The following is a 23,289-nucleotide window of genomic DNA, read 5'->3' as shown; positions in this document are numbered from 1 at the left end:
GCTTTTTTTATACCAAAAAGTCGTTGCAATTCTCAGAATTACAACGACTATTAAAAACCAACCAGTCCAATATTTTTATCTAAATCTTAACAAAGATATTAGTGTAGTATTTCTTTCCTGTTTTAGAATCAGTTGTTACCGACAAACCAAAATGAGTAAAATTTCCTTCGATGTTTTCTTTATGACCAGGGCTATCCAGCCAAGCTCTTACGGCAGCTTCAGAAGTTATATAGTTATAGGCAACATTTTCGCCAACTCGCGTCGCACCCAAAACTTTTATAAGATTATCTGAACGTAAAGTAAAATCATTATGATTGACAACATTATTACCAATCATATATTTGTTGTGCTCTTCGCATTTAAAAGAAATGTGATTTATTCTTTCTAAAGCATTTAAACCAATACTTACACGATAATCATTTATCAATTTCATCGTTTCTAACTCTGCAGTATTGTAATTGTAGCTTTCAACCAGAGCCTCAGTTGTAGTAGTATCATTAGCCCCTTCTGCGGTATCAGCTGAACATGAGTTCATTGTAACAATTATTGCAATTATTACAACGAACTTCATGTTGCGCATCATCTTTTTCATAATCAGTAGTTTAAATCTTAAAGTAAATGTTGGGGCAAATTCTTTAAACCTTATTTATATAAATTGCTATGTTTCTTATTCAAACTTATTCAATTTATCGCTAAACTACAAAATTAATCGATGAACTACATCATATTTTTTACGAATTATATAATTTTCCTACAATAAAGCAGGTAATTGCTCTGTCTTCCATGAAAAATCAGACTGACTTTGATAACAAATTCTATCGCGTAATCTATTAAGACCACTAAACCACAAAGTTAATCGACGAACTACATCTTATTTTTTACTTCTGTTTAATTTTCTTACAATTAAGAAGATAGTCGTTCTATCTTCCATGAGAAGTCAGACTGACTTTGATAACGAATTCTATCGTGCAATCTATTAGGTCTGCCTTGCCAAAATTCTACTTCTAAAGGAGTTACTAAAAATCCACCCCAATTTTCAGGTCTTGGAATGGGTTTTCCTTCAAATTCTTTCTCTAATTTTTTTAAATTCTCTTCTAAAAAAGTTCTTGACGGAATTACTTCACTTTGCTTAGACACAATTGCTCCCAGCTTGCTTCCGTCAGGACGAGAATCAAAATAACCATCAGAAATATTTTCAGAAGTTTTCTCTGCAATTCCCTTAATAATCACCTGACGTTCCATTTCCTGCCAAAAAAATGACAAACAAACATGCGGATTTGCAGTAATTGCTTTTCCTTTCTCTGAGTCATAATTGGTATAAAAAATAAAACCTTCCTCCGAAAATTTTTTCAATAAAACCACTCTGGATTTCGGAAAGCCATCTAATCCAATTGTTGCAACCGTCATCGCATTAACTTCTCCACTTGCACCAAATTCTTCTACTTCATGAAACCATCTGTTAAAAAGATTAATGGGATCTTCAGGAATATTAGATTCTAATAATTCACTTTTCTCATAAGATTTTCTATAATTACTTAAATCGTTCATTTTTTTTTAGATTTTTAAATTATTGGACATTTAGACTTCTTAGATAAGAAACCTTAAAAACATAGCAACTCAGAACCTTAGCTTTTTAAAAAACTAAAATTCAAAACTTCTTCCGTCGTCTCCAAGCAGAACGTTAGGGAAAATTTCTTCAGCTTCTTTCTTAAAAGCTTCAATGCCATCATATCGGGTTGAATAATGCCCTAAAACCAATTGTTTTACATTTGCTTTAAGTGCAATATTTGCAGCTTCTTTTGCTGTTGAGTGCAACGTTTTCTGAGCCAGAGCAGCTTCAGATTCTAAGAAAGTAGATTCATGATAAAGAATATCAACATCTTTTATAATCGGAATAATATCTTCATTATAAACTGTATCGGAGCAAAACGCATAACTCATTGAAGGAATTGGATCGAAAGATAATTTCTCGTTCTCAATTACAGTTCCGTCATCAAGCGTAACATTGCCACCATTTTTTATTTTTTGATAATATGCGGTATGAATGTCGTATTGCTGAACTGCATCTACGTTAAGTTTTCTTTCACCTGCTTTTTCCTGAAACAAAAAACCGTTGGTATAAACACGGTGTTTTAGCGGAATAGTTTTTACGATTACTTTATGATCTTCAAAAACAACTTCGCTTTCTGTAGATTCTAACTCGTGAAAAAACAATTTATAAGTCGTCCACGAATTCGATAATCGAAGTTGCAAAGTAATAATTTCCTTTACTCCTTTTGGTCCGTAAATATGAAGATCAGTAGTTCGCCCTAGAAGAGCAAAGGTCGAAATGGTACCTATTAATCCAAAAAAATGATCTCCATGCAAATGCGAAATAAAAATGTGATTAATCTTTGAGAATTTAATCTTGTTTTTTCGCAATTGTACCTGAGTTCCTTCGCCACAATCAATTAAAAACAATCTGTTCTTAATTTCTAAAACCTGCGAAGTTGGATTGGTAATTGTTCTGGGAGTCGCGGCATAACAGCCTAGTATCGTTAGTTTCAATTTTTGTTTATTCGTTTATTTGGTAAATTGTTTAATCGTACAAAACTAGAATCTCAGATAAAATCGATTAAACAGTGAAAAAAAATTAATTTATTCGCTATTTTAGTTAATTGCTCAAGAATTAAAACATCAAATAAAAATCGATTAAACAAATAAACAATTAAACGATTCTAAAATCCAAGATCTCTTTCGATTTCTTCCATTTCGATAATATCATGCGCTTCTAAAAGAGAAGGAACCACGATCAATTTATCAGAAACAGCATTAAAGTCAAAATCAGAAACAACAATTACAAATGATTTTTTTGCTTTTTTTTGTTGCTTTACAAGTGGCAAAAAAAGTTTTACATCCTTATCGGTTAATCCGGCATCTGCAGATAAATCGATTATAATATTTTGTTTTTCAAAGGTTTTAAATTGTTGCGTTACTTTTTCCAAAAAAGAATTAAAATCTCCTTGGGTATTTTTAATTGTAACGGTATGTCCTTTTTGATCTACTTTCATTTTATAATTTATAGGCTCTAATGCGAGAGCTAAGGTACAATTTTTTTGTTTCAAGTTGCACGTTTCAGGTTTGCCTAGCTTAACGTCCTACGACGTGAAACCTAAAACCTCAAACATTTTAAAATTACTGAATCTTAGAAGCCAAAAGATAAATCACTGCCATTCTAATCGCAACCCCGTTTTCAACCTGATTCAAAATCACAGAATGATCAGAGTCTGCAACTTCAGATGTAATCTCTACTCCTCTATTGATTGGTCCCGGGTGCATGATAACGATTTCTTTTCCAAGAGAATCTAAAAGCGGTTTATCTACTCCATATTGTTGTGCATACTCACGCGTTGATGGGAAAAAGTTCACATCCATGCGTTCGTTTTGTACACGAAGCATATTGGCTACATCGCACCATTCCAGTGCTTTTCGCAAATTAGGTTCAACCGTTACGCCTAGCGATTCAATATATCTTGGAATCAATGTTTTTGGTCCGCAAACTTTAACTTCGGCGCCTTGCATTTGCAAAGCATATATATTTGACAAAGCTACTCTGGAGTGCAAAATATCTCCCACAATAACTACTTTTTTTCCTGTAACATCGCCCAGTTTTTCTCTGATCGAATAACTGTCTAATAAAGCCTGTGTTGGATGTTCGTGTGCTCCGTCACCTGCATTTACAATACTTGCTTTGACATTTTTAGATAAAAAATAAGCCGCTCCGGGATTGGAGTGGCGCATTACAACCATATCAACTTTCATCGAAAGGATATTATTTACAGTATCAATAAGTGTTTCTCCTTTTTTAACAGAAGACTGAGCTGCTGAAAAACTGATAACATCAGCAGATAATCGCTTTTGTGCTAACTCGAACGAAAGTTTTGTTCTGGTACTGTTCTCGAAGAAAATGTTAGCAATGGTAATATCTCGTAATGAAGGAACTTTTTTAATGGGCCTGTTAATGACTTCTTTAAAATGATCGGCAGTTTCAAAAATCAGGTTAATATCATTCTCGTTGATGTATTTTATTCCTAATAAATGATTTACGCTTAATTCTTTCATTTTTATTTCTTTAATATTTATTTGTCAAATTCTCGAATTTCTGAAATACTCAGTCTTTCAATGTTGCTGCAAAGAGCAACTACTCTATTGAAGCATTCTGTCTACAACCTCACTGTAATCCTGCAGATCTCTTGCATCTTCATCAAAAATCTTCTGCCATCTGAAACCCGGAATTTCAATTTTCGTTTTTGCAGAACCGTTCCAGATTATTCTAAAATCGTTGTTTATTAAAACTTCGGCAACTCGCTTACCTACTTCTATTGTAACTGCATCATCAGAATTGTCTACTTTCTGAAAAGCAATAAACAAATTCGAATCTTCAACAGCAACTGCTCTTGCCAAATCCTGTCCGTGATAAAAACAATAACCATCAGACTCAACTTCGTTTTCCTGCAATTCTCTTTCTACCTCAACAACTTCATATTCACCATCTGTTGTAGTGTAACCTGCATTGTGAAGTGCTAATATATTCTCGTCGCACAATTCATCAAACGCTCTAATTAGTCTTTCAGTATCTGTTGGACTTTTCCATTGTTTACTTTCTGCCAGCAACTTTTGGTATTCTTCTCTTATTTTATCAAAAGCCCACTCTTCTGAGATTTCATCTGCAAATTCGTTGTCTTCAATTTCTTCTAAGATGTTCTCCTGAATCTCATCAAGAGAAAGAAATCCCATTCTGACCTGATTAAAAATTGATTCATAAATAAACGTTTCATTCTCTGTCATGATATTATTTTTCAATTTTTAAGAAATTCAATCTAATTAGTTGGTTATTAAATAAACAGCGTCTTCGCCTTCATTCTCTTTCCAGCTTACTTTTACTTTTTCGCCATTAATGGCATCTACCTGACGGCCACGATAATCGGGCTGAATTGGTAGATTACGGCTAAAACGTCTGTCGATTAATACTAACAATTCGATTTCTGAAGGTCTTCCAAAAGATTGAATTGCAGTTAAGGCAGAACGTATGCTTCGTCCGGTAAACAATACGTCATCGATAAAAATGACTTTTTTGTTTTCGACTATAAAATTTATTTGTGTTTTATTGGCTTCCAGCGGTTTATCAGTGCGACGAAAATCATCTCTAAAAAAAGTGATGTCCAAATATCCTAAAGAAATTTCAGGAACTTTGTATTCGTTTTCTAATATTTGTTTTAAACGTTCAGCTAAAAAAACGCCTCTTGGCTGAATCCCGACTAAAATAGTATCCGAGAAATCAAGATGTTTTTCGATTAACTGACAAGCCAAACGATGGAGTATGATAGTAACTTCTTTTGAATTAAGTAATACTTTTTGGCTCATAATTAAGTGTGATGTTTGGTTGGGCAAATATACGAAATCAGATTTTATTTGTTGTGGTGTTGGGTGGGGAAATATTTTTTTTTGATTTAGGTTGAAAATTGCATTTTTCTAGAATAGCTATTTTAAAGAATCCATATCTATGTTTTAGAAAATAAAATCTTACTTTTCATTTTTTTTTTAGTTAAATAGTATATTTTAGCAAGAAATTAAAATTCACAGAAAGCAGAATTGAATTGTTAAAAATTTACTCCATTCTCTTCAATTATCATAACGATATCAAAACTATATGATACCAGAATTCCCTAGTAGAGACCAATTGATTGAATTGGTGATTTTTAAATCCCTACATAATCATTCTAATATTTTTTCAATTCTTGTTGGTAAAAATGGAACTGGAAAAAGTACATTTTTAGGCAATCTTACTAATCATACAGTTAAAGAACACTATTATCGAAAAAAAAATAATTTATTTGATGAAGATAACACTTCCTACTTTCCTCAAGAAATAATTGCTGTTTCAACTAGTCCTTTTGACAAGTTTCCTATTGAAAGATTCGAAAAAAATGCTCATTATACTTATTTAGGATTAAGAGATTTACAAAGTTCAAATTTTGGTTTAGCTTATCTTTCAAAGATAATTGCATCTTTAATTGAAAGTGTATCTGTAGAAAAAAGTCATGCTTATGAAATTAGCCGAGTATTAGACTATTTAGGTTATCGTGACGAAATGCTTATTAATTTTCAGCTTTTTAATTCACGAAAATTTTTTGAAGATGTTATTGAAACCGATGATTTAAAAGATTTTTTCCACAGACAAAGCAGCATACCTATACGCAGACTTAATAGAGCTTTTTTTCTAAATAAAAATGGAACATTAAGTGAAAGAAAAGTAACTCGACTTAAAGAAATTTGCAATAAAATTATAAAAAGTGATAATTATCGTTCACACTTTACTCTTGTTCTTGGAAAGAATGGAATAGACATAGACTTGCACGAATCAGAAGATATCCTTTTTTTAATACAATCTGGAATCTTACGTTTAAAAGACGTTAGGTTAGAATCACAAAGAGAAAATAACCATTTTTCGATTAAAGACGCAAGTTCAGGAGAACAAAGCATAATTTTAAGTATTCTTGGAATTGCTAGTAAAATTAAAGACAATTCATTAATAGTAATTGATGAGCCAGAAATATGTCTTCATCCACAATGGCAGGAAAAATATATTGAAATTTTGACTCATACTTTTCAAAACTATAGAAATTGTCACTTTATAATTGCTACTCATTCACCACAAATAATTTCAAAATTATCAAATATAAATAGTTTTATAATTGATATGGAAAATGGAAAAACAAAAGATGCTTACGATTTTATAAACAACTCTGTAGATTATCAATTAGCAAATGTTTTCAACTCTCCTGGATTTAAAAATGAATATTTAAGCCGAATTGCATTAAACATATTTGCAAAAGTCAGTAAAAGGAAATATTTTGATTCTGATGATCTGCTAAATTTTGAAACAATTGAACGTCAAAGTAAAAATTTAGACACTACAGATCCAGTTCATGACCTTTATATAACACTAAAAAAAATGTTGAAAATTTATGGCTGATATAAATTCAAGTTTTGATTTTAGTAAAAAATCTAAAGAAACAATTACCTCAAAATTATCAAATCCATTTTGTCATACAAATTGGAGTGATGAGGATTTACAAGAAGTTAGAAAGGAGATCAGAGATTTTTATAAAATTGAACAAAGAGGTATTTGCAGTTATTGTAAGCAAACAGTTTCAGTAGTTTCAGTAGCAAATTGTCATGTGGAACATATCGTACCTAAATCAATTCATTTAGATTTTATATTCAATCCGAAAAATTTATGTGTTATTTGTGCTGATTGTAATCAAATTAAAAGAGATCAGGAAACCTTAGGTGAAATTCCTGAAACCATGACAAAAGCTGGAATCAGAAAAAGATATCCAAACAGTAGTAATGCATTTAAAATTATACACCCCCATTTTGACAATTATGATGATCATATTTTAATTATTAACGGTTGTTACATCGATAAAGGTTCCAAAAAAGGAAATTTCACAATTGGAGCTTGTAATTTAAATCGTAAATTGGCAGTCTTTGGCTGGGAGCCAAATATTGTTAACGATGAAAAAATAACAATTGAAATGAACTCGTTTATTAGAGAAACAGATCCTGAAAAAAGAAAAAAACATTTAGGAAATCTAAAAAAGCAATTATTTGATTAATTGTTTATATGATGTAAAATTACCCAAAAAAAGTATAACACATATACTCACAGAGACTACAATAGAACAAAAGAAAGTCAAAAAATATTGGAACGGGTACGAAGTCGGGAGACTTCGCACAGCATAAATTTAGAAAATGATAAAACCATGAAAGCAAAAGTCATAGGAATCCCAGTTCTAGACCAAGAAAAGGCATTACAATTTTATACTAAAAAATTGGGTTTTATAAAAAAACACGATGTGCCTTTAGGCGAAAACAACAGATGGTTAACTATAGTTTCTAAAGATGAACCAAACGGAGTTGAAGTATTATTAGAACCATCACCAAATCATTTTGAACCTTCTAAAACATATCAAAAATCGCTTTTTGAAGCTGGAATTCCGTACACGCAATTTAACGTTGATAATCTTAAGGAAGAATACGAAAGATTGATTAATCTTGGTGTTGAATTCAGCATGCAACCCACTGAAATGGGTAAAGTAAAAATTGCAATTTTGAATGATACTTGCGGAAATAAAATTCAGTTAATCGAAATGTTGTAAAAACCTAAAAATGGCTAAACAAATAAAAAGCAAAAAGAAAGAACTTGTTAAGGAATTAAAAAAAGGAGAAAAATCTGAATTTATAAAAAATTTCAACCGTGATTCATTTTTGAATGATCTTGACAAAAAGCATTTAACAAATAAGTAATTCTTTACTGAATAGTCCAAATCATAAAACTTTTCTAGAAAATTATATAAGACCTTTTTTTGATGTTTGAGGTAATTTTATTCTACGATAATTAGAATACAAAATTCTTTTTAAAACAATTAAAACATCAAAATCATGCAAAAGATAATTACACGTTTGTTAATGGTATTCGTAATACTATTTTCATTTACAAGTTGCGAAGTTATTGGAGACATTTTCAAAGCAGGAATGGGATTCGGTATTTTTATTGTAATCTTTATTGTTGCAATAATCATCTTTATATTCGCCAAAATCTTTGGCAAGAAATAGACATAAAAAAATCCCGTTCACGAAGGCGAGCGGGATTTTTGTTTTATATCAAACTAAGTTTTATTTAGCGTACATTTTTGTTCTTAATTCCTGAACTTTTTCGTCTTCTAAATATTCATCAAATGTCATGTAACGATCGATTGCTCCGTTTGGTGTAAGCTCTACTACTCTATTACCTACAGTTTGTGCAAACTCGTGGTCATGTGTTGTGAAAATCACAGAACCTTTAAAGTTTTTCAATGAGTTGTTAAAAGCTGTAATAGACTCCAAATCTAAGTGATTTGTTGGTTCGTCCAACATCAGGATATTTGCACGCTCCATCATCATTCTAGAAAGCATACAACGTACTTTTTCTCCTCCTGATAATACACGGCTTGTTTTTAAAGCTTCTTCTCCAGAGAAAATCATTTTCCCTAAGAAACCTCTAATAAATACCTCGTCGCGCTCTTCTTCAGTTTTTGCGTATTGACGTAACCAATCGACTAAAGTCAAATCGTTTTCGAAGAAAGAATGGTTTTCAGCAGGTAAATAAGCTTGATTGGTTGTAATTCCCCAATCAAAAGTTCCTGCATCTGCTTTTTGCTGATTATTCAAAATTTCGTAGAAAGCTGTTGTAGCACGTGAATCTCTAGAGAAAAGAACGATTTTATCGCCTTTTGCCATATTCAAGTGAACGCCTTTAAATAAAAGATCTCCATCTACTGAAGCTTCTAAATTTTCAACATTCAAAATCTGATCTCCCGCTTCACGATCCTGATCAAAAATAATCGCAGGATAACGACGGCTAGAAGGTTTAATATCTGAAATATTCAATTTAGAAATCATTTTTTTACGAGAAGTTGCTTGTTTAGATTTCGCAACGTTTGCACTAAAACGACGAATAAACTCTTCAAGTTCTTGCTTCTTTTCTTCAGCTTTTTTGTTTTGCTGAGCACGTTGTTTTGCCGCTAATTGGCTAGACTCGTACCAGAAAGTATAATTTCCTGAATAATGATTGATTTTTCCAAAATCGATATCAGAAATATGTGTACAAACCGAATCTAAAAAGTGACGGTCGTGAGAAACTACAATTACAGTATTTTCATAATTAGCCAAGAAATTTTCTAACCAAGCGATTGTCTCGAAATCCAAGTCGTTGGTAGGCTCATCCATAATAAGTAAATCCGGGTTTCCAAAAAGTGCTTGCGCCAAAAGCACACGAACTTTAATTTTTCCTTCCAGATCTCCCATTAAAGTATAATGATGTTCTTCGTTGATTCCTAAGTTAGACAACATCGATGCGGCATCAGAATCTGCATTCCAACCGTTCATTTCTTCAAACTGAACCTGAAGTTCTCCAATTCTGTCTGCGTTTTTATCGTTGTAGTCTAAGTAAAGTTCATCCATTTCTTTTTTAACAGCGTACAAAACTTTATTCCCCATCAAAACGGTTTCCAAAACGGTATGTTCGTCGAACATGTTGTGATTTTGGTTTAAAACCGACATACGTTTTCCCGGTTCTAAATGAATATGTCCGGAAGTTGGGTCGATATCGCCCGAAATGATTTTTAGAAAAGTAGATTTTCCAGCACCATTGGCTCCAATAACGCCGTAAATATTTCCGTGTGTGAATGTGGTATTTACTTCGTCAAACAAAATTCGTTTGCCAAATTGAACTGATAAATTATTGACTGTTAACATGAATGTCTTTTTAATTAATTTGGTGCAAAAGTAGTGAAAAAGGTTCAGAGTTGCAAAGGTGCAAAGGTTCTAAGTTTTATTTATTCAGACGATGATTTTCAGGCAAAGATACAGAGATCGAAAAAAAGTTTTTTTTCTCATTTTATGTCATTTCGAGGAACGAGAAATCTCCATAAGTGGCTCGACAAAGCGTTGAACTTTTAGTAGCGGAGTTACTTGCGGAGATTTCTCGTTCCTCGAAATGATAAACAGTATATTTAATTATTGGGTTTTTAATGAAAAATCACAGTTTACTTTCCTTCGCTAAAGCCACTTCTAAACTCTTATAATTATTTAAAACTTTAGTAATCATACCTTCTTTATTCAAAATAAAATGTGTTGGAAAAGCGTTTAATTGTAAGGCTTCATTCATGTATTCTTTCATATTTGGAATTACAGAGTACGAAAGCGGTTTTCTGGCTAAGAATACTTTTAATTGCTCTGGAGTATCTTCGGCCAAACTCACAAAAAGAATATCTTTTCGATCTTTATATTTTTCAAATAACTGATTCACTTCGGGAAATTCTTTAATGCAGGCGGCACAATGAATGTACCAACATTTTATAACGATAATTTTTCCTTTCATCGTTTCGTTTGAAACTAAATTCCCTTCTAAATCTTTAAAAGAAAATTTCGGAAAAGGTTTTCCTTCCATCTCAAAATTTTTCAATGCATCAAAAGCTTCCTGATTGATTGTTGCTTTTATACTGGTATCTGCTTTTGGCTGAATTTTGAACAACTTATAATAGTAAATCGAATCGTTTGATTTTAATCGAATTGGAATATAATTTCCGTTTGTTAGTTGGTTTAAAAATGATTCTTTCGAAATTTCTTTTGAAAATAGATCAAGTGCCACAAAATCTCTGGAAAGCATAATATTTTCCTTCTGATAATTGGACCAATCTTTAAAAGTTTTTTGAATTTGAATGGGATTAACTTCTGGATTTCCGAATTTGGATTGGCTAAAACCAGAAGTAAAAACTAAAAATATTATTATAACCTTGATTAATTTTTGCATGAAGTTTTTAATGGAATTATTGGATTTCAAAAATAGTCAAAAAATAGCTTAATGTTGAAGATTCTTAGAAATGGTACGCGGAGGATACGGATTCGTTATTGCGAAAACGCAGATTTAGCAGATTCCTTTTTTGGAAAAAAGAGTAACATTATAAACTGATTTTAATTAAAATGAAACTTAAAAAATCACCCAATATCAAGATAAAGAGCATTGTGACACAAATTTGTGTCCTATTTAAAATAACTATTCTTTAAGTTTACAGAAAAAATAAGATAATGACTACAGATAGATTTTCAAATGAAGTTGAAACCAGATTAAACGTTTTTTTTACTGATAATATCGATTGTAAAGAGATGGCAAAATTGATACGCGAAGTAAACAATGTTCTTTCATTATCGGTTATGAGACGATGCGAAACTATCGAATCTGAAATAAAGAATATTGATGATAATTTTTACTGGCTTAATAAGCTTGCAGAAATTTTAGATCCTTATTTGGAAGCTTAAAATAATTAATAGAGATAATTTTAAAACATAAAAAAACCTGGCAATAAAATTACCAGGTTTGTAATGTTCTCCTTTAGACGAAAACCAAATAACAAATCATCTAAATTTGACACATTAATTTGAAATAAAATTTTAGATTAAAAAATAAATAACCAAACTCAATTTTAACCGTCCCAATCTTTTATTTCTATATCATTTTTAGGAAAATCTCTAACTTACATTTAGATTGTTTCGATAATTATCTCTATCAAAAATTCTGATAGAGATAATTAATTACTAAATAATCATACTAATTGCAACTTACTAATTCAACCCAAACTTTTACAATAATTTTTTAAGACTTTCGTATACAGACAACTCAACATCTGCATGGTCTTTACTGTTACATTGCTCTACTAAATTCTTTAAATCATCTGTTTTTAAAGTAGATTTATTATCTAAAACGAGTAGCATTTCTTGCGACACATCATTCAATTTTTTAGAAAGTGGCAAAACTGGCTGTACCAACGGAGCGTTTGCACTCAACTCAATCAAACCTTTATTAACTGCAATCCATTTATTAAAAAATGCTGTAACTTTTGCTTTATTATCTGGCGTTTTACTTGCTAAATATTGAGCTACAGCATCATCAAAAGCAAGTGAATCTTTAGCATCTGGCGTACAAGCATCCGCAAAAAGTGTAAACGGAGAATACATCTGATATTCTGTTCCGCCAACATTACGTTTATAACCTTTTAAGGGTTCGCAAACATTTGTAAATTCGTTTAACGATTTGATGTTTTGATTGTTTGCGATATTTCTCAAAATCATTGCTTTGTTACGAATATGCGTTAATCCTAATTCTTCTAATCTAAAAGAAACTACATCAAGACGTCTGCGCATACTGGCCAAATCTGTGATATCTTCTGCCGACCAAAGTCTTTCTGCAATGGCAGCCGTTCTAGGCCAAAGTCTCGAATCTATAGTTGTAGACGTTGTAAGTTCTGTCCACATTGTGGCTTCTCCACCTAATACTCTAGCTTTTTCTTCAGCAGTTAAATCTGCACCTTTTGGCATTGGATCATTCAAATAATGACTTGCTACCGGATAAACCAAATCAACATAAAATCCGTTTGACTGAACTGTCTTGTAACCTTTTTTAACAGCATCAATTAATGATTTTCCTGCAACAACTCCTTCATTAGCTCCTCTCCATGCATGAATAATGGCATCTTTAGACATGTTTTTTGTCATAATCTCTTCCCATCCCATCAATTGTTTACCATGCTTTTTAAGCATCGGAACTAATTGCATCGTAAAATAAGTTTGCAATTCATGATTGGTTGTTAACTTATTTTTCTTTTTGAATTCTTGAATTTTTGGGTTTGAATCCCAGTCTTTACCCTCATTTTCATCTCCTCCAATATGAAAATAGGCGCCTGGGAATAATGGACAAACCTCATCAAAAATCTCACTTAATAATTGGTATGTTTTAGGATTTGAAGGATCTAATGTTGGCGAAAAAATACCCGCATTTCTTTCAATTCCATAGGTAGCGATTGCTGTACCTTGAATATTTTTTTCAGAAGTTCCTCCTGTCAGCGTAATTACTTTACTTCCAATTTCCGGGTAAGCGGTAAGAATTGCCGATCCGTGACCAGGAACATCTATTTCAGGAACAACTAAAATACCACGCTCATCAGCATACTTTACGATATTTTTAATTTCTTCCTGTGTATAATACATCCCATCTGAAGCTAGTTCAATTAGTTTTGGGTGTTTTTTCATTTCAATTCTCCAACCTTGATCATCAACTAAATGCCAATGAAAAACATTCATTTTCATAGCTGCCAAGCCATCAATATTTCTTTTGATTACATCGACCGGCTGAAAGTGTCTTGAAACATCAATCATCAAACCTCTCCAAGTAAATCTGGGAAAATCTGAAATTTGCGACACAGGAAAATAAAATGATGTACTATTGTTTTGCAACATTTGTAATAATGTTTCAAGACCATGTAGCGCACCTAAATCACTGGTAGCATTTATTGTTATTTTATTCTGCTTGATGTCTAAATGATAACTTTCGTCTTCGTACAAACCAATTTTTCCGCTTTTAGTACAATTAATTTGCAATTCAGCTGTTGGAACTTCATTTAGTTTTGTAATGAAACCTTGTTCGAAAAAAATACCAGTTCTACCATCTAAACGACGTAAAAAACGAGTTACTCCGCCAAAAATTCGGGCATTAGGATTTCCGGTAATATTAACTTTAAAATTTTTATTTAAGGCAAAATTACCATCGTTTAAAACAACACTTTGAGGCCATGGCATTAGATTTAGCTGCTCTTTTTTAATTTGAGCACTTGAGGTTACACCTGCCAGTAGTAGGACTAATAAATATTTCATTTTTACTGTTTTTGAAAAGATGTTATCATTTGATAACATTAATAAATAGAATAAGAAACAAAATCCAGAAAGACTTCAATTGAACCCTCACAAATCGCTATAAAATCAATCTGAATTTTGTAATGTGATTCACTTTTACGCGAATCTTAAAAAATAATTTTAGTAATCGAAGCGTTTAAAAGCTTCAATTGCTTCGTATTCAGCCAATCCTAAATCATCATATAAAATGGCTGTGTTTTTATTACGGTCTTCAGCTCTAACCCAAAACTCTCTTGAGTCGTTTCCTTGAAACATTACTCTGTCTTTTTGAGATTGATGGTACAAAATCGCATGACGTTTTAAGAGCACTTCTGATGGAGAAAGCGGAACAGCCATATCGATTTCATTGATATCCCATTCTTGCCATGCACCTCTGTAAAGCCATAACCAACAATCATCCATGTATTTTTCTGGTTTTAATTGTTTCATAGCTGCAAAAATGGCGTTCAGACACACTTCATGTGTTCCGTGCGGATCTGCCAAATCTCCTGCCGCAAATACCTGATGCGGTTTAATTTTAGCAATAATATCTTTAACTATAGCAATATCTTCAGGTCCTAATGGATTTTTCTTTACTTGTCCGGTTTCATAAAATGGCAGATCTAAAAAGTGTGTGTTTTCATCTTTTAAACCAATGTATCTTGTTGCCGCATAAGATTCTCTTCTTCTAATAAGTCCTTTTAATTTTCGAACTTCCAGGGAATCAATTTGGTTTCCTGATTTATTATTCAAAAATTCAATTACTGATTTAAAGTTGATTTTCGTTTTCTCATCAGTAATAAAATCACTTGATACTTCGGCAAATTTTAATGCTTCATCATCAGTAACCGCTATATTTCCAGAGGTTTGATATACAACGTGTACATCATGTCCTTGTTTTATCAATTTTGAAAAAGTTCCTCCCATAGAAATCACATCATCGTCTGGATGTGGACTAAAAAGAATTACTCGTTTTTTTGCCGGATTGGCTCTTTCCGGACGATGTGAATCGTCAGTATTTGGTTTACCACCCGGCCATCCTGTAATTGTATGCTGCAGTACGTTGAACATATTGATGTTCAAATCATAAGCAGAACCTTCTTGTGCCAAAAGATCAGACATTCCATTGTTATTGTAATCTCTGTCTGTTAATTTTAAAATAGCTTGTTTTGTTTTTTGGCACAACCAAACAATCGCTTTACTTTTTAATTCTTGATTCCAAATGCATTCTCCAACTAACCAAGGCGTTTTGAAACGCGTTAATTCTGAAGCTGCAGATTGGTCTAATACGAAAGTCGCATTAGGATGATTTTGTAAAAATGTAGCAGGAACTTCTGAACTAATATCACCTTGAATGGTTCTCTTGATGATATCGGCTTTATTTTGTCCCCAAGCCATTAATACGATTCTTTTTGATCTCATAATGGTAGAAACTCCCATTGTAATGGCTCTTTTAGGAACGTTGTCTATGCCATTAAAATCAGATGAAGCGTCTACTCTTGTTATGTGATCCAGTGTAATAATTCTGGTTCCGGAATTGATGTGTGATCCTGGTTCATTAAAACCTACGTGACCTGTACGACCGATTCCTAGTAATTGAAAATCAAGACCTCCAACACTTTTTATATTCATTTCATAATCGATACAATATTGATTTAATTCATCAATTGCAACGGTTCCGTCAGGAATATTAATATTTTCGGGGTTAATATCAATGTGATTAAAAAGATGCTGGTGCATGAAATAATGATAGCTCTGATTGTTCTCTTTGGTCATCGGATAATATTCATCCAAATTAAAAGTAATGACATTGCTAAAACTCAATCCTTCTTCTTTGTGCATTCTCACTAATTCTTCGTATACTTTTATAGGAGAAGAACCTGTGGCTAAACCTAATACACAAGATTTATTCTTTTCTTGTTTAGATCTAATTAATTGTGCGATTTCTTGCGCCACAATTAACGAAGCTTCAGCTGAATTTTTAAAGATTTCGTTATGAATTTTTTCGAACCTGGTCTCTTCAAATTTCCCTGCGCTTTTGTAACTGATATCAGGTTTTATTTCTAAAGCACTTTTCATTTCTTTTCTTTTTATAGTAATTACCAAGTTGGTTTTTGAAATGGTATAAGCAATTTTCACTGCTTATACCATTTACTAACCAAACTTAAAATCTTTTAATCTTTACTTTATTTTTTAGAAATTCGGAACATTAACATCCCACCAAGTTCTGGTTCCACCATTATCAGGTCCGCCAAGTTTTGCAATACCAGTTGCTACCCCACCAGGATTTCCATCTTTTTCAGTTGAAACAAAAGGTATTCTTCTTACACCAAATTCAGTAGTAATTACTCCAGCACTTTGATTGTTAAGAACTGGCAATAATTTAGGATAACCTGTTCTACGGTGATCAGTCCAAGCCTCATAACCATCAGGGAAATTAGCAATCCATTTTTGAGTAATGATTTTTTGTAGTTTCACTTCGTTACTCGCTGTTTCATCCCAAGCAACAGTAACCTTATTTACAGCTACACCGCTATTGAATGGAGCCGCCGGATCTACATAATCTTTAGCTATTTTCACATTATCAGCAATATAATCAGCAACTCCACCAGCAGAAAGCTGTTCAAAAGATGCAGTAATACCAGCTTTATATAATGTTGCTGCGTCACCACCCATATTCCAGCCTCTTAAAGCACCTTCTGCTCTTAAGAAATAAATTTCGGCAGTATTTAACCAAACTACTTGTTTGTCTTTTTCTATTATCTTACCAAAGTTTGAAAAGTCCTGGTGTATCGTTTTATCTCCCATAATTCCACCAGTACGAATTCCTTTATATTGTCCAGGATACTTAACAGATGTCTTAAAGTAAGAACTCATTCTAGGATCATTGTAACCTCCCATAATAGACTCCATATCTGCAGACATACGACTGTCGTTATACTCATAAGAAGCTACTTTTAGAGGGTGTTGTGATACATTTTTAATTAAAATAAAAGTATCATCAGCTTTTGTCATCACACCAAATTTTTGAGTCATCGCTTTTTCAGCCTCTGACTTCGCTAATGCTGGTTTAATTTTCACAATATGCATTGCCAATCTTAAACGTAATGAGTTAGCATATATAACCCATTTTTTATAATCGCCTTCATATGATGAACGATCTATATTTGTAAAAGAGCTTTTCTCTCCAGCATCAATTCTTTTCGTTAATTCTGCTACAGCATAATCTAAGTCTGCAAACATAAACCCATAAGCTTCTTCTTGAGAATCATATGCAATTGTCGCATCAGTAGTACCAAATTTTGAGTACACTATTGGTCCCCAAGCATCTGCCATTTTGTGTAAAGTTTGTACTTTAATAATCTTCGCAAGAGCATAAAACTCTTCGTACTTACCTTTAGATTCTCTTTCAACTTTATAGAAATTTGACATCACTTGTGCATAAGCAGCTTCCCAACACCAAAGATTCCAGTTGTCAGAAAGTGCATACGAAAGATTATTAGCACCGTCGAAACCTGGTGCAGCTGTGTATCCTCCCCAGTTATTTGCAGATAAATCATTAGCTATCTGGTATTTCCAACCCGGAACATTCACCATGACATTATCAAACATCGTTTTAAAAGGACCATTGATATGGTTAAAGTCTTGTGTTGTTTCCTCATAAGTAAAACCATCAGGATTACTATTAACCTCATCAAAATTATCTGTACAACCAACTAAGGCTAAAAGACCGAAACAGATTAATGATTTTTTTATATTATTTGTTTTCATGATAATTTAATTAGAAAGTTACATTTAAATTAAGACCAATACTTCTTGTTGATGGTAAACCATAAATATCAACTCCTTGTAAACCTTGACCAGTACTTAAAGCAATGTTTGGATCAAAAGGTGCATCTTTATAAAAGAAAAATAAGTTTCTTGCTATTAATGATAATGTTGCTGTATTAACAAATGGAAGTGCTTTTTTATTGAAAGTATAACCAAGTGAAACTTCTCTTAAACTTACGTTTGTAGCATCATACACATATTGTGCTGTAGCTCCATTAACTCCTCCAACTGCGCTGTAATATTTTTCAGCATCCATAGAAGTTACTTTCGTACCATTAGGCATAACTGCATTGATTGGCACACCACCAGCATTTCTAGCATCTCCAGTTCTTTTTGACACTCCGTAAAAATCATTCATAGATTCTGTAATACTCATTACATCTCCTCCAAAACGTCCGTCGATCAAGAAATTTGCTGTAAAAGCACCAAACTTAAATGTATTTGACCAACCTAACATAAAATCAGGATTTGCATTACCTACTTCTTTAAACTTACTGTCTATAGATAAATTTCCTTTATCATCTAAAACAATTTCTCCTTTATCGTTTTTAAGAATATCTCTTCCTTGAATTACACCAAACGGTCTACCCTCAGTTAAAGAATATCTGTAGTTAACATTATTTACCGGAGTCAAAGGAATTGTTCCTCCTAACTCTTCAGGAATTTCTTTTACTTTATTTCTGTTTTGAGAATAGTTGATTGTAGTATCCCATGAAAATTTATCTCCGGCAATGATTTTTCCGGTAAGAACAATCTCAAAACCTTTATTTTCTATACTACCGGCATTAATTCCGTAATTTGTATAACCATAAGGATTTGTTGCAGGTGCAGGAACTTGAATGTATTGATTTTTAGTTTCTGAGTTATAGTATGAAATCTCAAAACCTAATCTGTTATTGAACATTCTCCACTCAGTACCAAATTCATATTCTGATTTTAATTCTGGTTTTAATGATTCACCAGGTCTTGGTCCCACAGTAGGAGGAATAAGGTTACCCCCTTGAACAGTTGATTTTGGAGAAGTTACGAAAGCCGAAACATCATTACCAACTTCTGCGTAAGTTGCTCTTACTTTACCAAAGTTAATCCACTGTGGCAAAGCTGTCATTTCGCTGATAAGAGCCGTAACCCCTACAGATGGATAAAAATATGATCCTGTATCTGTATTTACTAAAGTAGATGACCAGTCATTACGTCCTGTAACATCTAAATATAACATGTTTTTATAACCAAAAGTAGCAGAAGCAAATAAAGACTGAACTTCTCTAGAAGAACCTGTAGCCTGAAGACTTAAATTATCTAACCCAGTTGCAGGTCCAAAATTTCCTAATGTAAACAAATTAGCATTAACAAGCCCACCAGTAATACCAGAATCTAAAGTAGTAGCGTGATTTGCTAAAGTATTATTGATACTTGCTCCAACTATAGCATTAAAACTAAAGTTTTCGTTGAAATTAGTATTGATTTTAGCAATTAAATCTCCGTAACGTTGTGTACTTAATGTAGCAATGTTAATGTATCTACCGTTTATATTAGATAAAGAAGTGTTTGTAGTAGCATAGATTCTTTTATCAAAATCGTTTTCAATTCTATTGTAGCTATATCTAGCTCCAATACTTAACCATTTATTTGCTTTAAAGTCTAAAGCTATGTTTCCGTTAAAGAAGTTATCTTTATCAATAGATTTATTTCTGTTGATTAACCAATAAGGGTTTTGAACATAAATATCAGATAATGTATAAAAATTTTGACCATTAAGGTTTCTAGAAGGAATAAATGTTTCGAAATTATCTTTGTAATTATTGAAATCATTTGCTCTTTGAAACAAATATACTCCAGTTAAAGGATTTGAATAAAGTCCGTTTACAGGTCTGTTATCAATAGTTTGGCTTGTATATTTTGCATCAGCTGATACTGTTAATCTATTATCAAAAAACTTAGCTGTTTGACGAATTCCAAAATTGTTTTTCTTTAATCCGTTTCCTTCAATAATTCCTGAAGAAGCAGTATTAGCATAAGATAAACTTGTAGTAGAAACTTCTGATCCTGTAGTAAATGCTAAAGACGTAATTTGAGTAACTCCTGTCTTAAAAAAGTCTTCAACAAAATCTGGCGAAGATACTTTTGCTCCCCAAGACTTATTTGCTGATAAAGTAGCTGCACCATATTCATTTTGGAATTTTGGCAAAGAATGTACTGATTCAAAAGTAGTAACAGAAGAAACAGCTAAATTTGAAGTATTTTCTTTACTCTTTTTAGAAGAAAGTAAAATAACACCATTTGCTCCCTGAGACCCGTACAATACAGATGCTGCTGCACCTTTAAGTACTGTCATTCCTTCATAATCATCAGGATTAATTAAAGAAACAGTATCTCCTCCATCACGGTTACCTCCGGCAGTACTACCAAAAGAATCGTTTGGCTGATTTGAGCTTCCGTTATACAAAGGAATACCATCAATAACATAAAGCGGCTGGCTATTCATAATAGAAGAGTTACCACGAATAAGTACCTTAGTAGATCCTCCTGTACCACCAGAACTTTTTGTTACGGCAACACCGGCAATTTTACCAGCAATTGTATTGATAACGTTGGCATCTTTTACACGAGTTAATTCTTCTCCTTTAAGTTCTTGAGCAGAATAAGTCAAAGATTTTCTAGTTTTCTTAACACCTAATGATGTCACAACAACTTCAGTAAGTGCGTTAGATGCTGCAGTAATCATTTTAACATTAATTGTAGTAGCATCTCCTACAACTATACTTTGTGTTTCAAGACCAACATAAGTAAAAACTAAAGTTTGTCCTTTTTGTACTTCAATTGTATACAATCCATCAAAATCAGTAGTAGCACCTCTTTGACCTCCTTGTACAGCAACAGATGCCCCTGGTAACGGCACCCCTTCAGAATCTGTAATCACACCTTTGACATTTTTTACTTGTGCAAGCGAAACTTGCGCCGTAAAAACAATCATAAAGATTAAGAAAATTTTTTTCATGTTTATTTATTTTGTTAGTTATGGTGTAAATTTATTCTTAACGTATTGTTAAAAAAAATAATTTATACAAACGACTTCAAAATTTAAACCAACGACATAAAACAATCAATAATATGTTTTACGAAAACGATATCTCATGAAAAATATCTTTTTTTTGTCATTTTTTTTAAATTTTAATTCAAAAGAATTGTGTTTTAACAACTAATTGTTTAAAGTTGCACAATATTTCCAGGCAGGGAATAAATAATATTTAAACTATTAAATAAAAGTTGAACGAAATTCAAAAATTAAACTTTGACATTAAGCTTAAAAATCATATTTGGTTTTGGGGTAGCTATTTTACTCTTAACTTTTTAAGATGGGGAGCTTACTTTAATGATTACCCTTATTCGTTCAAATCAAACCTAATCGAATTTTCGCTGCATATTCCGTTAGTCTATTTCAATCTCTTTGTTTTGGTTCCTCGTTACGTACTAAAACAGAAATACATTACTTATACTTTTTCATTGATAGCAAGTCTTTTTGCGATCTATTTATTAAAAACTGCTCTTACATATTATATTATATCCGAAAACATCTGGCCAGAGGCAAATAGAGAATATCACCCTTTCGATATTAATCACATACTGGCAGTTTGCATTGGCGAATTGTATGTTCTTGCCATGGCTTCATCTGTCTACCTAACTTTAACATGGTTAAGAGAAAGAGAAAGAAACAGATCACTAAGAGAGAATCAGTTTAAAATCAAATTAAAATATCTAGAAAATCAAATTCAGCCACATTTCTTTTTCAACACTTTAAATAATCTCTATGCTTTGTCATTAGAATCTTCAGACAAGGTTCCTGACGTAATTCTAAAACTGTCTAAGTTGATGGAATATGTTTTGTATGATGTCAAAGGAACCAAGTTTGTCCCTTTAATAAAGGAAATTGATTACATTCAAAATTATATTGAAATTGAAAAATTACGCTTTGAGAACGTAGAAGTTACTATAAATTTAGAGTCTAATATTGAAGATATAATTGTACCTCCTTTAATATTTATTTCATTGGTAGAAAATGCCTTTAAGCATGGTGGACTAAACAACAATAATTTAAAAATCAAAATCAATTGCAAAGTTATTGACAATAGAATGTTAGACTTTGAAATCTTAAATAATTTTGTAATTTCACAAAATCTTAACTCAAAAGGTGGGATTGGTTTAGTCAATACCAAAAAAAGATTGAAATTAATTTACAAAAATAATTTCAGCCTAAAAGACACTACTAAATTAAATTACTATATAATCCGTTTGCAAATACCTATTGATAATGAAGATTAAATGCGTGTTGATTGATGATGAGCCTCTAGCGATCAAAGTCCTGCAAAATTATTTTACCAATTTTACAGACTTTGAAATAGTTGGCACGTTCAATAATTCTTTAGAAGCACTTGACTTTATAAACAATACTCCTATCGATGCCGTGTTTCTTGACATTAACATGCCAATGATGACAGGTTTTGAACTCATTAGCCTAATCGAAAACAAAACAAAAGTCATTATAACAACCGCTTTTAGAGAATTTGCAGCAGAGAGCTATGATCTTGATGTTTTAGATTATTTAGTAAAACCAATTCCGTTACCACGATTTATAAAATGTATTAATAAAATCACCACCGAATATAATTTAAAAAATAATATTAAGGTTGAAACTTCAAAAGGTGATTCTCATATCTTCATCAAGGTCGATAAAAAAATGATGAAAATCAATATCGAAGAGATTTTATTCGTTGAAGGAATGAAGGAATACATTAAAGTTGTAACTCCGGATAAAACCTATATTACACACAAATCCTTAACCTCATTATCTGAAGAATTACCTGCAGATCGTTTTTTACGCATTCATAAATCATACGTAATTGCACTAAACAAGGTGAAATCTATAGAAGGAAACCGTATTCAGATACAATCTTACACTATTCCTATTGGCAGAAATTACAGTAAAGAGGTGAAAAACAAAATTCTGGAATAAATTCGCCTTCACATATTCATTTTCTAACTCAGTAAAAATTAACACATTGTTGAAAAAATGATGCTGTTGGTTTAAATTTAACATTATTTGTGCCTTTTTATTTTTTTTTGATATACTTAACAAATATATTTACGGTC

21 protein-coding genes are annotated in these 23,289 nt (G+C 32.1%); 8 read left to right on the top strand and 13 right to left on the bottom strand.

Features of this window, described 5'->3' with window-relative positions; translation table 11 throughout:
• Nucleotides 1-79: 79 nt before the first annotated feature.
• The 7 genes from ACHRVZ_RS17340 to pyrR form a co-directional block, all read right to left on the bottom strand.
• A complete protein-coding gene (locus tag ACHRVZ_RS17340; protein ID WP_395424141.1) occupies nucleotides 80-592 on the bottom strand; it encodes a CAP domain-containing protein in 513 nt (170 codons plus the stop codon).
• A 311-nt stretch (nucleotides 593-903) separates the two neighbouring features.
• Nucleotides 904-1,548: a pyridoxamine 5'-phosphate oxidase gene (pdxH, locus tag ACHRVZ_RS17335; RefSeq protein ID WP_395424140.1), complete on the bottom strand. Its 645-nt coding sequence runs from the start codon at nucleotides 1,546-1,548 to the stop codon at nucleotides 904-906.
• A 93-nt stretch (nucleotides 1,549-1,641) separates the two neighbouring features.
• A complete protein-coding gene (locus tag ACHRVZ_RS17330; protein WP_395424139.1) occupies nucleotides 1,642-2,547 on the bottom strand; it encodes a ribonuclease Z in 906 nt (301 codons plus the stop codon).
• A 170-nt stretch (nucleotides 2,548-2,717) separates the two neighbouring features.
• Complete coding sequence (locus ACHRVZ_RS17325) at nucleotides 2,718-3,050, bottom strand: ribonuclease Z (RefSeq protein ID WP_395424138.1); 333 nt, start codon at nucleotides 3,048-3,050, stop codon at nucleotides 2,718-2,720.
• 124 nt (nucleotides 3,051-3,174) lie between these two features.
• Nucleotides 3,175-4,101, bottom strand: a complete 927-nt coding sequence (locus tag ACHRVZ_RS17320) for an aspartate carbamoyltransferase catalytic subunit (protein WP_116754346.1) — start codon at nucleotides 4,099-4,101, stop codon at nucleotides 3,175-3,177.
• An 84-nt stretch (nucleotides 4,102-4,185) separates the two neighbouring features.
• The gene (locus ACHRVZ_RS17315) at nucleotides 4,186-4,842 is read right to left on the bottom strand and encodes a DUF6891 domain-containing protein (RefSeq protein WP_395424137.1); all 657 of its coding nucleotides are present in this window, start codon (nucleotides 4,840-4,842) and stop codon (nucleotides 4,186-4,188) included.
• Nucleotides 4,843-4,863: 21 nt separating this feature from the next.
• Entirely contained in the window at nucleotides 4,864-5,403 is a 540-nt protein-coding gene (gene pyrR, locus ACHRVZ_RS17310) for a bifunctional pyr operon transcriptional regulator/uracil phosphoribosyltransferase PyrR (protein ID WP_055096551.1), read from the bottom strand.
• Nucleotides 5,404-5,689: 286 nt separating this feature from the next.
• Between pyrR and ACHRVZ_RS17305 the strand changes: the two genes are divergently transcribed.
• The 5 genes from ACHRVZ_RS17305 to ACHRVZ_RS17285 all read left to right on the top strand — a co-directional run bounded on the left by ACHRVZ_RS17305 (nucleotide 5,690) and on the right by ACHRVZ_RS17285 (nucleotide 8,661).
• Nucleotides 5,690-7,015, top strand: coding sequence for an AAA family ATPase (locus tag ACHRVZ_RS17305; RefSeq protein WP_395424136.1), 1,326 nt, complete (start codon nucleotides 5,690-5,692; stop codon nucleotides 7,013-7,015).
• Entirely contained in the window at nucleotides 7,008-7,661 is a 654-nt protein-coding gene (locus tag ACHRVZ_RS17300; RefSeq protein WP_395424135.1) for an HNH endonuclease domain-containing protein, read from the top strand. Before ACHRVZ_RS17305 ends, ACHRVZ_RS17300 begins: the two co-directional genes overlap by 8 nt.
• A 147-nt stretch (nucleotides 7,662-7,808) precedes the next feature.
• The gene (locus ACHRVZ_RS17295) at nucleotides 7,809-8,204 is read left to right on the top strand and encodes a VOC family protein (RefSeq protein WP_395424134.1); all 396 of its coding nucleotides are present in this window, start codon (nucleotides 7,809-7,811) and stop codon (nucleotides 8,202-8,204) included.
• 10 nt (nucleotides 8,205-8,214) lie between these two features.
• Complete coding sequence (locus ACHRVZ_RS17290; RefSeq protein ID WP_395424133.1) at nucleotides 8,215-8,352, top strand: hypothetical protein; 138 nt, start codon at nucleotides 8,215-8,217, stop codon at nucleotides 8,350-8,352.
• 135 nt (nucleotides 8,353-8,487) lie between these two features.
• Nucleotides 8,488-8,661 (top strand): hypothetical protein, encoded by a 174-nt coding sequence (locus tag ACHRVZ_RS17285; protein ID WP_395424132.1) that lies wholly within the window; start codon nucleotides 8,488-8,490, stop codon nucleotides 8,659-8,661.
• Between the two features lie 60 nt (nucleotides 8,662-8,721).
• On the opposite strand, the gene ACHRVZ_RS17280 is transcribed toward ACHRVZ_RS17285, so the two are convergent.
• The gene (locus ACHRVZ_RS17280) at nucleotides 8,722-10,341 is read right to left on the bottom strand and encodes an ABC-F family ATP-binding cassette domain-containing protein (RefSeq protein WP_395424131.1); all 1,620 of its coding nucleotides are present in this window, start codon (nucleotides 10,339-10,341) and stop codon (nucleotides 8,722-8,724) included.
• 283 nt (nucleotides 10,342-10,624) lie between these two features.
• A complete protein-coding gene (locus ACHRVZ_RS17275) occupies nucleotides 10,625-11,398 on the bottom strand; it encodes a TlpA family protein disulfide reductase (RefSeq protein WP_395424130.1) in 774 nt (257 codons plus the stop codon).
• Nucleotides 11,399-11,673: 275 nt separating this feature from the next.
• Here ACHRVZ_RS17275 and ACHRVZ_RS17270 point away from each other — a divergent pair, with 275 nt between their 5' ends.
• Nucleotides 11,674-11,904 carry a hypothetical protein gene (locus tag ACHRVZ_RS17270; protein ID WP_395424129.1) on the top strand — a complete coding sequence of 77 codons (231 nt, stop codon included), beginning with the start codon at nucleotides 11,674-11,676 and terminating at the stop codon, nucleotides 11,902-11,904.
• 321 nt (nucleotides 11,905-12,225) lie between these two features.
• Here ACHRVZ_RS17270 and ACHRVZ_RS17265 read toward each other — a convergent pair whose 3' ends face one another.
• The 4 genes from ACHRVZ_RS17265 to ACHRVZ_RS17250 form a co-directional block, all read right to left on the bottom strand.
• Complete coding sequence (locus ACHRVZ_RS17265; protein WP_395424128.1) at nucleotides 12,226-14,292, bottom strand: beta-N-acetylhexosaminidase; 2,067 nt, start codon at nucleotides 14,290-14,292, stop codon at nucleotides 12,226-12,228.
• 159 nt (nucleotides 14,293-14,451) lie between these two features.
• Nucleotides 14,452-16,389: a glucosamine-6-phosphate deaminase gene (gene nagB, locus ACHRVZ_RS17260; protein ID WP_395424127.1), complete on the bottom strand. Its 1,938-nt coding sequence runs from the start codon at nucleotides 16,387-16,389 to the stop codon at nucleotides 14,452-14,454.
• A 114-nt stretch (nucleotides 16,390-16,503) separates the two neighbouring features.
• On the bottom strand, nucleotides 16,504-18,081 hold the full coding sequence (locus ACHRVZ_RS17255) for a RagB/SusD family nutrient uptake outer membrane protein (protein ID WP_395424126.1): 1,578 nt from the start codon (nucleotides 18,079-18,081) through the stop codon (nucleotides 16,504-16,506).
• A 10-nt stretch (nucleotides 18,082-18,091) separates the two neighbouring features.
• Nucleotides 18,092-21,139 (bottom strand): SusC/RagA family TonB-linked outer membrane protein, encoded by a 3,048-nt coding sequence (locus ACHRVZ_RS17250; RefSeq protein ID WP_395424125.1) that lies wholly within the window; start codon nucleotides 21,137-21,139, stop codon nucleotides 18,092-18,094.
• A gap of 269 nt (nucleotides 21,140-21,408) precedes the next feature.
• On the opposite strand from ACHRVZ_RS17250, the gene ACHRVZ_RS17245 reads away from it, so the two are divergent.
• Nucleotides 21,409-22,461 (top strand): sensor histidine kinase, encoded by a 1,053-nt coding sequence (locus ACHRVZ_RS17245; protein ID WP_395424124.1) that lies wholly within the window; start codon nucleotides 21,409-21,411, stop codon nucleotides 22,459-22,461.
• Nucleotides 22,451-23,152, top strand: a complete 702-nt coding sequence (locus ACHRVZ_RS17240) for a LytR/AlgR family response regulator transcription factor (RefSeq protein WP_395424123.1) — start codon at nucleotides 22,451-22,453, stop codon at nucleotides 23,150-23,152. The genes ACHRVZ_RS17245 and ACHRVZ_RS17240 overlap by 11 nt, the downstream gene beginning before the upstream one ends.
• The last annotated feature ends 137 nt before the right edge of the window (nucleotides 23,153-23,289 follow it).

Origin of the sequence: Flavobacterium sp. FlaQc-57, from assembly GCF_044007395.1 — a bacterium.
Classification (GTDB): Bacteria; Bacteroidota; Bacteroidia; order Flavobacteriales; family Flavobacteriaceae; genus Flavobacterium.
This window is presented reverse-complemented; position numbering and strand designations above follow the sequence as displayed.

Bases quoted from the DNA above. Each gene is read 5' to 3' on its own strand.
- ACHRVZ_RS17275 (WP_395424130.1), bottom strand. From the start codon at position 11,398: ATGCAAAAATTAATCAAGGTTATAATAATATTTTTAGTTTTTACTTCT.
- ACHRVZ_RS17255 (WP_395424126.1), bottom strand. From the start codon at position 18,081: ATGAAAACAAATAATATAAAAAAATCATTAATCTGTTTCGGTCTTTTA.
- ACHRVZ_RS17240 (WP_395424123.1), top strand. From the start codon at position 22,451: ATGAAGATTAAATGCGTGTTGATTGATGATGAGCCTCTAGCGATCAAA.
- ACHRVZ_RS17270 (WP_395424129.1), top strand. From the start codon at position 11,674: ATGACTACAGATAGATTTTCAAATGAAGTTGAAACCAGATTAAACGTT.
- ACHRVZ_RS17305 (WP_395424136.1), top strand. From the start codon at position 5,690: ATGATACCAGAATTCCCTAGTAGAGACCAATTGATTGAATTGGTGATT.
- ACHRVZ_RS17285 (WP_395424132.1), top strand. From the start codon at position 8,488: ATGCAAAAGATAATTACACGTTTGTTAATGGTATTCGTAATACTATTT.
- ACHRVZ_RS17340 (WP_395424141.1), bottom strand. From the start codon at position 592: ATGAAAAAGATGATGCGCAACATGAAGTTCGTTGTAATAATTGCAATA.
- pdxH (WP_395424140.1), bottom strand. From the start codon at position 1,548: ATGAACGATTTAAGTAATTATAGAAAATCTTATGAGAAAAGTGAATTA.
- ACHRVZ_RS17290 (WP_395424133.1), top strand. From the start codon at position 8,215: ATGGCTAAACAAATAAAAAGCAAAAAGAAAGAACTTGTTAAGGAATTA.
- ACHRVZ_RS17300 (WP_395424135.1), top strand. From the start codon at position 7,008: ATGGCTGATATAAATTCAAGTTTTGATTTTAGTAAAAAATCTAAAGAA.
- ACHRVZ_RS17295 (WP_395424134.1), top strand. From the start codon at position 7,809: ATGAAAGCAAAAGTCATAGGAATCCCAGTTCTAGACCAAGAAAAGGCA.
- ACHRVZ_RS17265 (WP_395424128.1), bottom strand. From the start codon at position 14,292: ATGAAATATTTATTAGTCCTACTACTGGCAGGTGTAACCTCAAGTGCT.
- ACHRVZ_RS17250 (WP_395424125.1), bottom strand. From the start codon at position 21,139: ATGAAAAAAATTTTCTTAATCTTTATGATTGTTTTTACGGCGCAAGTT.
- ACHRVZ_RS17325 (WP_395424138.1), bottom strand. From the start codon at position 3,050: ATGAAAGTAGATCAAAAAGGACATACCGTTACAATTAAAAATACCCAA.
- ACHRVZ_RS17320 (WP_116754346.1), bottom strand. From the start codon at position 4,101: ATGAAAGAATTAAGCGTAAATCATTTATTAGGAATAAAATACATCAAC.
- pyrR (WP_055096551.1), bottom strand. From the start codon at position 5,403: ATGAGCCAAAAAGTATTACTTAATTCAAAAGAAGTTACTATCATACTC.
- ACHRVZ_RS17280 (WP_395424131.1), bottom strand. From the start codon at position 10,341: ATGTTAACAGTCAATAATTTATCAGTTCAATTTGGCAAACGAATTTTG.
- nagB (WP_395424127.1), bottom strand. From the start codon at position 16,389: ATGAAAAGTGCTTTAGAAATAAAACCTGATATCAGTTACAAAAGCGCA.